The organism is Pseudomonas saliphila (genome assembly GCF_008638345.1).
GTDB classification, from domain to species: Bacteria; Pseudomonadota; Gammaproteobacteria; order Pseudomonadales; family Pseudomonadaceae; genus Halopseudomonas; species Halopseudomonas saliphila.
Genome location: NZ_VTVA01000012.1, coordinates 123,304 through 136,352, shown reverse-complemented (window position 1 = coordinate 136,352; position 13,049 = coordinate 123,304). Strand labels below are relative to the sequence as shown.

The 13,049-nt window shown below is 52.7% G+C and carries 8 protein-coding genes and 2 pseudogenes; 7 read left to right on the top strand and 3 right to left on the bottom strand.

The genetic code is table 11. The features are described from left to right. The 3 genes from FHK95_RS20105 to FHK95_RS13955 all read left to right on the top strand — a co-directional run. Positions 1-233: hypothetical protein (locus tag FHK95_RS20105; protein ID WP_206668579.1), on the top strand; the 233-nt coding region annotated here is incomplete at its 5' end. After that, positions 230-1,510, top strand: coding sequence for a TniQ family protein (locus FHK95_RS13960; protein ID WP_150305239.1), 1,281 nt, complete (start codon positions 230-232; stop codon positions 1,508-1,510). The genes FHK95_RS20105 and FHK95_RS13960, both read left to right, overlap by 4 nt. A gap of 42 nt (positions 1,511-1,552) precedes the next feature. Continuing rightward, positions 1,553-1,837, top strand: coding sequence for a BPSL0761 family protein (locus FHK95_RS13955; RefSeq protein WP_150305238.1), 285 nt, complete (start codon positions 1,553-1,555; stop codon positions 1,835-1,837). Between the two features lie 545 nt (positions 1,838-2,382). Here FHK95_RS13955 and FHK95_RS13950 read toward each other — a convergent pair. After that, positions 2,383-2,760 (bottom strand): hypothetical protein, encoded by a 378-nt coding sequence (locus FHK95_RS13950; RefSeq protein ID WP_150305237.1) that lies wholly within the window; start codon positions 2,758-2,760, stop codon positions 2,383-2,385. Between the two features lie 99 nt (positions 2,761-2,859). Between FHK95_RS13950 and FHK95_RS20270 the strand changes: the two are divergent. The 3 genes and pseudogenes from FHK95_RS20270 to FHK95_RS13925 form a co-directional block, all read left to right on the top strand. After that, positions 2,860-3,830, top strand: a pseudogene (locus FHK95_RS20270) (transposase); the annotation flags it as partial. 633 nt (positions 3,831-4,463) lie between these two features. After that, positions 4,464-5,987, top strand: a complete 1,524-nt coding sequence (gene ltrA, locus FHK95_RS13930; protein ID WP_150305234.1) for a group II intron reverse transcriptase/maturase — start codon at positions 4,464-4,466, stop codon at positions 5,985-5,987. An 80-nt stretch (positions 5,988-6,067) separates the two neighbouring features. Further along, positions 6,068-6,685 (top strand): annotated as a pseudogene (locus FHK95_RS13925) (transposase); the annotation flags it as partial. 897 nt (positions 6,686-7,582) lie between these two features. Here the strand turns inward: FHK95_RS13925 and FHK95_RS13910 are convergent. Further along, positions 7,583-9,133, bottom strand: a complete 1,551-nt coding sequence (locus FHK95_RS13910) for a tannase/feruloyl esterase family alpha/beta hydrolase (protein ID WP_150305233.1) — start codon at positions 9,131-9,133, stop codon at positions 7,583-7,585. Between the two features lie 39 nt (positions 9,134-9,172). Continuing rightward, a protein-coding gene (locus FHK95_RS13905; RefSeq protein WP_150305246.1) for an IS3 family transposase occupies positions 9,173-10,737 on the bottom strand; the annotation gives its coding sequence in 2 pieces (ribosomal slippage) (positions 9,173-10,275 and positions 10,275-10,737; 1,566 coding nt in all). Between the two features lie 427 nt (positions 10,738-11,164). Between FHK95_RS13905 and FHK95_RS13900 the strand changes: the two genes are divergently transcribed. After that, a complete protein-coding gene (locus tag FHK95_RS13900; RefSeq protein ID WP_150305232.1) occupies positions 11,165-13,021 on the top strand; it encodes a DUF1302 domain-containing protein in 1,857 nt (618 codons plus the stop codon). Positions 13,022-13,049: the final 28 nt, after the last annotated feature.

Genomic DNA, 13,049 nt, shown 5'->3' with positions numbered 1-13,049 from the left:
GGGAGTTATTCAGACCTTCCCTAGAGAAATCAATGATGTCAGATGTTGACTTGATTCAAATAAGCCGTGAAATAGCCGAAGGGGAAAATTTACTTTATAGCACCCCCTTTAAGATTGGTTCCCAAGTCCCTAAAAAAGAAGCCCACCCCAAAATACGTGCAGGTAAGCCTTTCACTCGAAAGCCAGTTAGGCATGCACTAGGTAATCGCTCCGGTGGGGGTAGTAAATCATGAAGCTGTTTTCGGTTCCCCTGGAAGGGAAGGGCACTGCGGAGGTCGAATCATTCGCCTCGTATGTACATAGGCTGGCATATGAGCATGGTGTTTTTGTAGGCGAGCTGATGCGTCATGTAATTAGAAATCAGCCAATTTATTGTAGGGCGACTGTTTTCTACAGAAAGCCTCAGGAGTTGGTGCGCCCGAGCGCAACCACCCAGGCTTTGGTAGAGGTTATCGAAGCTGCTACTTCTATATCCGATCTGACGCGAGGAATATTATGGTGTTTTGAAATACCCCTTGCTTTATCAGGAGAGGAGGTGTGTGACGGTTTCCGCTGGTGTACGCTTTGTTTTTCAGAAATGAGCGAATTTGGTATTCCGGCATATTTTAAATTGATGTGGCACATGAGTGCACTCGTTGAATGTCCGACGCATAAATGCCTTCTTATGGAAGCATGCCATGTTTGCGGCGAGGGTCAAGAAACTTACCGGAAAAATTACCCTCTAGATCATTGCCAACACTGCGGATCTTCCTTGTGGCGTGGTGTGGTGCCTGTTACAGGTGAATCCCGGTTTGCCTCTCATGTTCTAGAGGCCCATGACGTAATTGAGCTGTTGCATGACTTGGCGTTATATCCGCTGTATGGGCTACCAGAAAAAGGGCCTGTGTTATCGTTAGAGAAAATTTTTGATCATTACTGGAAGAGTGATAATGAGGGTCATCTTTATGCTCTCATACCTAGAGATCTCCTGCTAGGAGCTATACATAGTGAAGAGAAAATGAGTTTGCGCACTGCTCGCAGGTTTTCCCATCTATTGGGTATTCCTCTAATCGCGCTATTATCAGGAGAGGCCAATAGCTGTCCGGGTGTGTTAAGTGCTGAATGGGTATGCGAGCTTCCACCAAGTTACATGCACAAGCGGAATCGTAACAATCATAACCATATTAAAGTGCTTAAGGCTCTCAATAGGCTGTTGAGAAGTAATAAGACGCCGCCCTCCCTGCCTGAGCTGGCGCGGCAGCTTAACGTATCAGTAGGATATTTGGAATATCGTTACGCTTCGATAGTTTCCAAGCTACGGTTAACTAGAAGGAATGCGCTCGCTGAAGAGCGGGAGAAAACGGTATTGTTCGCCCGCAGATCTGCGGTAAGTTTTTTTGCCAACGAGTTGCAAGGCAGAAATTTAATATCCCGTAAAGAGGCATATCGGCAGCTCAGGGCTGAGACCGGCCTTCCAAAGTGGGTGTTGAAAAACGCTATCCAAGATGCTTACGAAGCGCTGTATGGTTAATTCACTATGATATTTTAACTTTATGAAATTACAGGTGCTACGATGACTACTCCTTATGAGCGTTTCCGCAGTCTTATTCAGGTCGAGAGTTTGTTGCAGGAGATATCTAATGACGAAGCCCTACCAGAGTTTTTGCGAAATTACGCCACAGGTATATTGCGGCACTACCCTTCCGGTCCAGAAATCAGGTGGCAAATTGATTTAGACGCTCGCTGCAGGAAAGAGTTGGCGGTGTTGGCAGATAAGCATGGGCCATTGCATCCTGCATTGGTCGCCTGGATGTTTAGCGAGCCTATGCGTCATCAGGATATTCGATTCCCTGAATAAACCTCCCCGAATCGAATGGTCATATCTTCATTCAATGTAGCCTTGCGCGCGCTGATTAGTAGATATGAGCCGTCCGACCTGCCTTGGTTGCGCTGACCGATCTGAAGCTCCTGGCCCATCTGTTTCTGACATGGGCTGGAAGTCCATTATGATTAGGGATGAAAATAAATGTTGCCGAGCATGGACTGCCGGCCGGATGAGCTGAACACTTCGGGGGGCTCGATGAAAAGCCAAGGTGATGATTGTCGATCTGCGACCAGTGTGTAGAGCAGTCGTTCCTTTCCAGCGAGATTGCAACCACAGGCGAGATCGCGGCGTGCTCTTACTGTGAGAGCGAAGATCAATGCTGGATCGGATTGAGCAAGCATTCGCCCAATATTATGTTCGTACATCTACTGAGCCGGATGATTGGGACTGAGTTAAGGGGCGCGACGGTTTGATTTCTACGCCATCGGCGGCTTTTGGCCTGTAGTGAGCGGCTGAATGCAGCTGGGAGCGGCCCGTGCATCGCTCAATCGGTGGCGCGGCAGCAACAAGCAAAACCACTACCCCTTTGATGCTGCTGAGTCACTTATGGCGTGATGTGGTTTGATTTCCTGCAGGCGGAAATAGCGGCCTCCAGATTTGAGTGCTGGAAACACCTCGCACTCAGCATAAACCTGGCTGTAAAAGACGTTTGCTCCCTGAATGTTAAAAACGACGGTTCCTGCTCCATAGGAGTGCTCGTGCTTGAGGTCATCAAGCACGCCTGTCTCTCCGTTCTCCTCGGCTGCCTTGATAACTATGTCGCGTACTGTCTCTATTTCCGCATCTTCTGCTTCGGAGAACACTACGCGTGACTTACTGGCGCTAAAGGCGCCACCAGCACCCTGAGCGGTTCCGATACGGTTCAAGCTGATTTCAATAAGAGTGACAATCTCCATACCGTTCTCCTTCTTGATGGTGTGTAGCGGTGAGGGCCCCCTCTGGCAGGATAGTTGTCACCCTCTGATTTCAACCAGATAGGCGGACAAGGATACATAGTGGCCCGTTATTCCGAAGAGCGTAAGGAAGCCGTATTGAGCAAGCTGCTACCTCCCTACAACATGACCGTGGCCGAGCTGGCCCGTCAGGAAGGCATCTCCGAGCCGACCCTTTATACTTGGCGTAACAAAGCCAAGTCAGAAGGACGCCCCGTGCCAGGTCGCAAAGCCACATCAGAGCAATGGTCAGCTGAAGCCAAGCTCGCTACCGTCATCGAAACCGCAGCTCTTTCCGAGGCCGAGCTCAGCCAGTATTGCCGGGAAAAGGGCCTTTATCCTGACCAGGTCAAGCAGTGGAAGGTGGAGTCCTTACAGGGCTTCCAGCGCAGTGGAGAGCAGGACAAGGCCATACGCCAACAGGCTCGCAGCGACAAACAGGAAATAAAGCAGTTACGCCGAGAGTTGCGTCATAAGGAGAAAGCGCTGGCTGAAGCGGCTGCCTTGTTGGTACTGCGAAAAAAGCTCAATGCGCTCTGGGACAACGACAGCAACGAGGACGAATGACCTCCATCCCGGAGCGCCAAGCCATCGTCAATCTGATCCAGCAAGCGAGCCGTGATGGTGCCCGTCTGGCCAGGGCCTGTGCTGAAGCCGATATCTGTCTGCGTACCTACCGTCGCTGGTATCGCGACGGGATTGTGCAAGACGACAAGCGCCCCACAGCGGTCAGACCAGTCCCTGCCAACAAGCTGACAGCGACGGAGCAGGAGCAGATTGTCGAGCTGTGCAACAGCCCGGCCTACAGCCAGCTGCCACCGAGCCAGATCGTGCCTGACCTGCTGGACAAGGGAGTTTATCTCGCATCGGAGTCCACCTTCTACCGTGTGCTCAAGGAGGCAGGTCAGCTGCATCATCGGGGGCAGTCACTGGCACCCAGGCTCAGTCCCGCACCAACGACTCATACAGCCAGCGGCCCCTGCGAAGTCTGGTGCTGGGACATTACCTACTGTGTGCCCGGAGTTCAGGGCGAGCATGGATGCTCGAATGAACCACGAGTCTATCTGGAATGTTGAACGGCTACCTCATGATGAGGGGCCAAACGACCCCACCGAATGTGACGGTGGCGAGCCTGAGCGGCAGTGACCTGTGGCATGCCCGCAGGGTGATGTAACCCGCTGACAACGGGGATTGAGGTGAGATCACTAAGCCAAGATGATCCTCAAGGCTGAATATTGAAAGGCTGAAGAACATGAACCCATTAATCCGTCTCTGAGGGTTGAAATGTCACCACGGCTTACGTGATCTGATAAGCCGTACAGAAGGAAATGGCAGTGAGTAATAGATGCTGCCTACCGAAGGGGTTCTGATAGGTAAGCGGAACCCCGGGACAGCAGAATCCATCACAGATTGGACTGCTGCCTTCTGTCAACTTGCGGCAAGCAAGGATAAAGAGTGCGATGGGCAGCCTCCTCAATATGCTTGAGTCCAGATAGGTGAACCGGGGAAGGTCAATGACGGATGCCAAGGGGGCATGGCCCCGATGACGCATTGACTGGCGGAGCTTCCGTAGTAGTCCGGGATGGGGAAAGCCCATTACATGGCGAAGGGGAGCAGTTTGAATGTGTTTGCCAAGCGAATTATCTGACCTAACGAGGTGAAGACCTTTGATAATCAGCGAAATGCAACGCAAGCTTGCCACATGGGCAGCAACTGATCCGCCCCAACGGGTCGATCGGTTGCTGCGCTTGATAGCACAGCCGGTCTGGCTGGCAGAGGCAGCGCGAGTCACTCTCTCATCAAAAGGTGCACGTACGCCTGGCGTTGATGGAATAGACAAAGCAATGCTGCAAGCCAGACTGGCGGATGTATTGCAACAGCTCAGGGAAGAACTTCTCTCAGGTAACTACCAGCCTCTGCCGGCCAGACGGATTTACATCCCCAAGGCCAACGGCAAGCAACGACCACTCGGCATCCCCGCTCTGCGAGATCGTATTGTTCAACGGGCTATGCTGATGGCCATGGAGCCCATCTGGGAGAGTGAATTTCACACGCTCTCGTATGGTTTTCGGCCTGAGCGCAGTGTCCACCATGCGGTTCGTACTGTGAAGCTGCAACTTACAGACAATGCAGAAACGAGGGGCCGCTGGGTCATTGAGGGTGATTTATCCAGCTACTTCGATACCGTACATCATCGCCTGCTGATGAAAGCCGTACGCCGCAGAATCAGAGACACCCGCTTCATGGATCTGCTGTGGAAAACAATCAAGGCCGGGCATATCGATGTCGGACTGTTCCGGGCTGCCAGTGAAGGAGTGCCGCAAGGTGGCGTCATATCGCCGTTGCTGTCGAATATTATGCTCAATGAGTTCGATCAGTACCTGCATCAACACTACCTGAGCAAGAAGGCCCGAAAAGATCGGTGGTACTGGAACCATAGCATCCAGGTTGGTCGAAGTACGGCGATCAGAGAGAACTGGCAATGGAAGCCAGCCGTTGCTTACTGCCGGTACGCAGATGATTTTGTGATCATCGTCAAAGGCACTAAAGCACAAGCGCAAGCCATCAGAGAAGAATGCCGGAGGGTGCTCGAAGACGGCCTGAAACTCAGGCTGAACATGGAGAAGACCAGGATCACTCATGTGAACGACGGGTTTGTCTTTCTGGGCCATCGGATTATCCGCAAGCGTAGCCGCTACGGCGATATGCGTGTGGTAACAACGATCCCACGAGATAAAGCCAGAAACTTCGCAGCATCTCTGACGGCATTGTTATCAGGTAACTACAGTGAAAGCAAAATCGATATGGTTGAGTTGATCAACCGAAAACTGAAAGGCTGGGCGGTGTTTTATCAATTCGTTGATTTCAAAGCCAAAGTGTTCAGTTATATCGATCGTGTCGTGTTCTGGAAACTGGCCCACTGGCTTGCTCGCAAATACCGTTCCCGTATCAAGCCCCTGATGCGCCGATGGTGTAAGGCACCTAAGCCTTGCCAAAGTAAGACCTGGGTTTTATTTGGCAAGACCAATAACGGCAAGCTCAGTGGTGAAATACTGTATCGGTTGGTTGGGCAAGGCAAGAAACTGTTCCGGTGGCGCCTGCCCGAAGGTAATCCCTACCTGAGGACGGAGCATAGGAACACATGGACCTCGCGTTTCGCTGAAGTGGCTATGGCGTTCGCCAGCGTTTAAACGGAGAGCCGGATGCATTGAAAGGTGCACGTCCGGTTCGGTGAGGAGAGGCAGGGAAATAGTTCGACTACGCCCTGCCTCTTACTCAACGCCCTTCGACGGTGCGTGGGCAGTTCTACTACCTGTACATGTTCGAGGATCTCTACAGCCGCAAGATCGTCGGTTATGAAGTCCATGAGACCGAGAGTGGCGAGTATGCCGCCCAGCTCCTGCAACGTTGCCAGTTGCGTGAACAGTGTCTGCACAAGCCGCTGGTGCTGCACTCGGATAACGGTGCGCCGATGAAGGCGCAGACCATGAAGGCCAAGCTGGAAGAACTGGGCGTGCTGCCCTCGTACAGCCGTCCCCGGGTCAGCAACGATAATGCCTTCGTTGAATCGCTGTTCCGGGTACTGAAGTACCGGCCTCAGTGGCCCTCCCGTGGCTTTACCTCGCTGGAGGAAGCACGGCGGTGGGTAGACCGGTTCGTTCGCTGGTACAACACCGAGCATCGGCACAGCAAGCTACGCTTCGTGACACCGGAGCAACGCCACAACGGCGAGGATGCGGTGCTGCTGGAACAGCGCAAGTGGGTATTGGAGCAGGCCAAACAGAGTATGCCGTCACGCTGGGGTACGCGCCCCGTCAGAAACTGCGAGCCTGTTGGGCCGACGACATTGAACCCGGAAAAGGAACAGCTTATGAAACAAGCGGCTTAGCATGAAAACAGTGACAACTATCTTGAAAAACACCGAGGGCTTGGCTTCGCTGACTTGGATTATAGTTCCCAGGTGCTGGGCATATTCATGAGGCATTGTATTCAGCGCAAAGCAGGTCGTAAGATCGGGCAGTCCCTAATCACTACGGAGTACTCATTTTGCCGAATGTGTTTTTCTCATACTGTCACGCTGACGAGGGGCTGCGAGATCAGCTTGAGAAGCAGCTTGCGATGCTCAGGCGGCAAGGGGTCATCAACACTTGGCATGATCGACGGATCAGTGCTGGCCAGGAGATTGATTCTGCCATCGATGAACATATCAACAGGGGTTCTACCCCGCATCCGCGGCATGTCACTCACCCGCCCCGGGGTTCCTTCCGACGAGTGGGGGAGGGCTCTGTTTTTTTCGGAAGTCTTCACTATGTCAACTATCGCTTGCGATACATCCTCACAACCCAACAGGGATGCCGATTCTGCACTGGATGAACCAGTGTGGCGGGCAATCTGCAATGCAGTAACCACCGACGCCATGAATGGTTACGGGCTGTCTCATGATTATTACGTCGAGAGGTTCAGTTGCGCCATTGAAGGGGCGAATTGCTCAATTGCCCGAACACCAGCGCGCGCAGGGTTTGCAAATAGCACAGGAATGGGACTATGCAACACCCGCCGAGAGGCAGGAAACCCAGGGCTGGAACCCTGAAAACTGGGGTAATAGGTCGGACCCCGCTTACACCGGAGATGTTGAATGCGTTGGGGCAATTCGGTGGCACAGTAAAGCGCGATCACAGGCTACCAGCGCTCACAGTCCTCACTCAGGCAGAAGACCATGGATGACTAAGCTGCCGACCCATGGTCTTGCTGAGATTTCAGGGTAAATGAATTGTTATAATAAGTATCATAGTTGGGGGTAAACGCAGGTGAAGCTATCTGCGTTATTGATCTCGCCGCTACCAGTATAATGGGGGTATTCTGGGTGCCTGCAAAGAGGGCGAGAGAGCTCTATATCGCCTGACTCAAAGTTGACTTTGGCAGCTGTAAGCGTCTCTGGGACGCTGGAGTCGGTGACCCAGGAATTCATTGCTGATAAAAGATCTGAGGGGCGGGCTCCGGAACCTCCCGCACAGTGATGCACCCCAGGAGCTATATAATAGCGCGCGAACTCGTCTACCGCTCCTCTACCCATCTCAGAGATCATCCCGCTATAGTATTCTGTCGTACTTTTGACTGGCACCAGCGCGTCAGTACTTCCATGCCACAAGATAAGTTTTCCGCCTGCGGATCTGAAATCAGATAGATCGGCATCAGTAACGTCAATAAGGTCGGCCATCGATAATGCAGTTGAAGCATTGGCTTCAAAGTCGTATGAAACAGGGTCGATATTAACGTCCTTTGCAAGTAGGTTAATAACGCCAGTGTTATAGAACATACCTGCGACATTGAAAGGGTATGGGGCTAGATAAGTAGTGTCCCATTGCCCTGGAGATGCTTCCTCGCCATAAAGCCCAATCCCGGGGTAGCTCAGAGCTCCCTCAGCTGCTGATATAGGCGAAGTGATTGACACGGCTAGCGCTAACTGTGCATCGGAAAGGCAGTTGTCGCCATCATCCCCCCCACCTGGGCATCGAAGTGTAGCAAGGTCAAAATTACAGTCGGCTATGTTGGATATGATTCCGTCGACTGCGCCGTCTGCTGATTCGGTATCACAAGCGGCTAGCACGGCGTCGCCCAGTAGCTCCAGTTTCCCGGTTGTAAAGCTAGCGCCGGGCTTATTTAGCGTCACTATATTTCTCTGACTTGCGGGCAGGGATCCAACGAACTGCCGTGCTGGTGCACCTGCTATGATGCCATCAAACAAGGTTGGGTTGTGTATGGCTGCCATCAGCCCTTCCCGGCCACCATTGGAGCAGCCTTCAAAATAGGAATAGCTAGGCGCTTCGTTATAGGCAGCCAGAATGATTTCCTTGGCGGCCTCGGTCACCATTGGCACCGATAGGCGGGCAAAAAGGTTTAATGCGTAATCGTCGTTCAAGGCGAATGATGCATCAAGGGCATTTCCAGAGTGTCCGCTGTCACTGGCGATATTGACATATCCCTGTTGCAGTGCTGGTATGTTGGGATCAGAGATGGTTCCATTATAGCCGCCACCTCCGCTGTAGTGCAGTTTTCCATTCCAGTTGACTGTGGGGAGACGTACTTCGAAATTTAATTTCGGAGGGATGGTTGCACTTACTGCGCAATATTCGATTGAGTGCTCGGTCGCATTCACTAGTGTTGATTTCGTAACTGTCGCATCTCCAGCCAGTAACCCATCCAGAGCGCTACAGTCCAAGGGGGCCTCGGCAATTGGGTTTGGCTTCTTGCTACTACTACTGCTACTGCCGATTTTGCAGGCGGAAAGTGTAAAGCTTATAGCCAATATACCAATAATGCAGATTGATGTTTTCATGCGGTGTTTGTCAACGTAGTTGTCGCGTAGACCATACTTTTATGCAGCCTGTAGCTGCGGTTCTTCTTGCAGGTTTTGCTGCTTCTCTGGATTGAGTGTTACTTCCCTCACAGCGTCCCAGTTTCGCGTATTCCTTGACCATCGTTCCGGGTGCGCTGAGCGTGCCTGTTGATACAGCGAATGACGCTTTGCCAAGATATCCACATCCAGGCGCAGATGGCGCTCCGCTGGCGTCACGAAGCGGATCCGGCTATGCCGGTGCTCGTGGTTGTACCAGTACATGAAGTCCCTCACCCAGGCCCGGGCGTCATCCAGGCTGGCGAAGCCGTTCTGCGGCCATTGAGGGCAGTACTTCAATGTTCGGAACAGTGATTCCGAGAAGGCGTTGTCATTACTTACGCGGGGCCTGCCGCGCGAAGGCGTGACGCCAAGGTCATACATTTTGGTTAGCAAGGTCGCAGACTTCATGGGTGCACCGTTATCAGAATGCAGCACCAGCGGCTCACGCAGGCATTTTTCGCTGAGAATGCTGCGTTGCAACAAGGCGGCAGCCTCTTCGCCAGACTCGGCGCTGTGCACCTCCCAGCCAACGGCTTTGCGGCTGTAAATATCTTCAATCAGATACAGGTAGTAATACTGACCACGCACCGGCGATGGCAGATAGGTAATGTCCCAGGACCAGACCTGGTTGGGCTTTGTGGCTACATGTGTTGTGGGCGCAGGATGCCGACGAGGCGGTTGGCTGCGGCCACGACGGTACTGCTGATCGGCGGCGTGCAGCACACGGTAAAAGCTGCTTTCAGAGCCGACATAACGACCCTGGTCAGCCAGTCGCGGCACAATTTGGCTTGGCGGCAAATGCGCGAACTCTTCGCTGTTGCACAGCTCCAGAATGGCCTGACGTTCTGCCTTGGTGAGCGCATTAGCTGGTACGGGGCGTATGGCAGTGGTACGGCCGTCAGGCTTCATGGTGTTCTCTTGAGTCCAGCGCTGGAAGGTGCGCAAACTGATGCCCAGCTCACCACACGCCGGCTTCTTGCGTGCACCGTTGGTGATGGCCTCAGTGAGCCATTCTACATAGTTCTGCCTGACTGGCAGCGAGGTCATATATCCTCGCTGTCGTCGCCCCAGTAGGCATTCAGCTTTTTTCGCAACACCAGCAGTGCGGCGGCTTCGGCCAAGGCCTTCTCTTTGCGGTTGAGTTCACGTTCCAATTGGCGGATGCGTTTCTTGTCTGTCTTGGCCTGCTCACGATCAGCTTGGCTTTGCGTCTTGGCGCTTTGCTGGCCGGCCAGACAGGCGGCTTTCCAAGCCTTTACTTGTTGTGGATAGAGACCCTTGCTGCGGCAGTACTCACTCAGCTCAATCTCTGACAATGCGGCGGTTTCAATAACGACCGCCAGCTTGGCTTCTGCCGACCAGTTGTCAGTCAGCTTTTGATTTCCCGGCACAACAGCTCCTCCGGCTTTGGCTTGTTTGCGCCAATTATAAAGCGTCTGCTCGCAGATACCTTCCTGCCGGGCCAACTCAGCAACAGACAGGTTGTGCGGGGGCAACAGCTTTCTCAGCAGGGCTTCTTTTCGCTCTGGTGCATAACGTGGCATTGCATGACTCATACCGTCCCCGGGATTGGATTCAGGTAAAACCGATCAAGCGACAACTATCCTGACACCGGGGGCATGTAAGCCTCTCGTATATTTATTTTTGTATTTCATGGCGAGACGTTTGGTGAGAATCCAGATTCTCACCATCAGACATGATCCTAAAAAAAATGGGATCGTCCATATGGACAGTTTTGGGTGCGGCGGTGAGGGGGAAGAGCGGGCGTCGGGCTTGAAAATTGTCGTTTTGGACGATGACCGGGGCAGCGGCTTAGCGTCTTATGTTCCATGCCCGCATCAGAATAATCACGCTGGTTTTTTATCAATGGAGTGAAAGGTTAAGGCGGGGAGGGCGCCTGGAGCCCTGGAGCATTGCGGGCTGCTGATCCAGCCGGAAACAACAAAAATAATGAAATGAGAGGTGGATGTAATGTTGTTAAAAACAGACATCAAGTGGGGCTGTACCTATCGTCAAATCAGGTCCTGCGTGGCGCTGGCAGGCCTTGCTGGCGCTGCAATAGGGCTGGCAGGTATTCCACACACAGCGTTGGCTGGTTCATTCGAACTCGATAATGGCATTTCTGGCCGTTGGGGTCTGGATATGTCGCTTGCTTCATCGTGGCGTACGCGTAGCGCCAGTTCCGCACTGATTGGCCGACAGAATGGTGGCTCCATGCCGTCTTCTTCTACGGACGACGGTAATTTGAACTACCGGGATAAATGGGATAATTTCTCCACCATTGCCAAGGTGATCGGCGAACTTCAAGTTGAAAAAGATGGTTTTGGTGTGTTCCTGCGTACCAAAGGCTGGTATGACTATACTCAGAAACACCGTGGCGTGGCCCATGGTAGTACCGCTAATGATTATGTTCGCGGAAAGCTAGAAGACAGTGAGTTCAATGATCGGCTTTCGAAGTTCAGCGGCGTCGAAATGCTTGACTGGTACGGTTTTGGCAGTTTTGCGCCCAGCGATAATACCTACCTCAGTTTCAAGCTAGGCAGTCATGCAATAAACTGGGGGGAAAGTTTATTCATCGGTGGTGGTATCAGCCAATACAATCCGGTCGATGTGGCAGCCGCCCGGAGACCTGGTGCTCAAGTAAAGGAAATTATCCTGCCCAGTCCGCAGATTTCGCTCAATCTCGGAGTTGGCGAGTGGAGTTTCGAAACTTTCTATAAGCTGAAGACTCAGCGAACTGTATTGGAGGGGTGTGGCACCTACTGGAGTGTGAGTGACAGTATGAACTGTCAGGACTCGACATATGCGCTGGTTAACCTGACCGATATGCCTGATGGTGATGCACTGGCTGCCAATCTGGGAAGAATCACCGGTACTAACCGATACCCCCGTGACTCCGGCTCATATGGACTGTCCGCCAGGAGAATGATTGCAGACGTCGATGTTGGCGCCTACTTTATTAATTACACCACTACATCGCCGCGTATAAGTCTCCTCAACGCACCCTCCACAGCTGGCGGACCTCTATCTGGCGGTGCGACTGCCATACAGGGTTTCTGGGATTGGAGCGCCAATAATATCAAGGTTTATGGGCTCAGTGCAGCCACTGAAATTGGCGGCTGGTCGGTATTCGGTGAAGTAAGCCATACCCAGGACTTTCCCGTTCAGATCAATGGTGCCGATCTTGTCGGCGGCTATGGGATTCAAAAGGGCGGTATCCTAGGGCAGACCAAAGGTCCATTTGCTGATATTCCAGCTGGCGGGATATTCCGCGGTTACGATGTAAAGGACAAGACACAGATCCAAGTTTCCGCCCTTCAGTCGTTCGCCCATCTTGGCCGTGCCGTAGGTGCAAATAACCTGTCTTTGATGGGGGAGGTTGCCTATCAGCAATGGGGGGGGATAGGTAATCCCATGACATCGACCCGCTATGGTCGAGGTTTTGAATATGGCTCGGCTCGTTGGTCGGCCAATGGGGCAAACGGCACCTGCGTTTCCGATGGGTCCTCTTCGCAGAATGCCGGCTGCGATACGGATGGTTTTGCGACAACCCATGCATGGGGCTATCGAGCTCAGGCATCTCTACAATACGATAACGTGTTGGGAGCCAACCTGACGCCGCGAGCATTCTTCTCTCATGATGTGCGTGGTTATTCCGCCGATAACATCTTCCTCGAAGGTCGCAAAGCACTTGGGCTGGGTGTGCGTGCCGAATACATGCGCCGCTATTATGCCGACCTCAACTATACGACGTATGCAAGCGATACCAAGTATGACTCTTTCCGTGACCGTGACTTCATCTCGCTAGTGTTTGGTATGACTCTGTAGAAGCTGAATAGGTATGTTTGGCTTTAAT

What these genes read in the sequence shown, in the direction of transcription:
- FHK95_RS13910 (WP_150305233.1), bottom strand. Translation starts at nt 9,133, where the DNA reads ATGAAAACATCAATCTGCATTATTGGTATATTGGCTATAAGCTTTACA.
- FHK95_RS13950 (WP_150305237.1), bottom strand. Translation starts at nt 2,760, where the DNA reads ATGGAGATTGTCACTCTTATTGAAATCAGCTTGAACCGTATCGGAACC.
- FHK95_RS13955 (WP_150305238.1), top strand. Translation starts at nt 1,553, where the DNA reads ATGACTACTCCTTATGAGCGTTTCCGCAGTCTTATTCAGGTCGAGAGT.
- FHK95_RS13960 (WP_150305239.1), top strand. Translation starts at nt 230, where the DNA reads ATGAAGCTGTTTTCGGTTCCCCTGGAAGGGAAGGGCACTGCGGAGGTC.
- FHK95_RS13900 (WP_150305232.1), top strand. Translation starts at nt 11,165, where the DNA reads ATGTTGTTAAAAACAGACATCAAGTGGGGCTGTACCTATCGTCAAATC.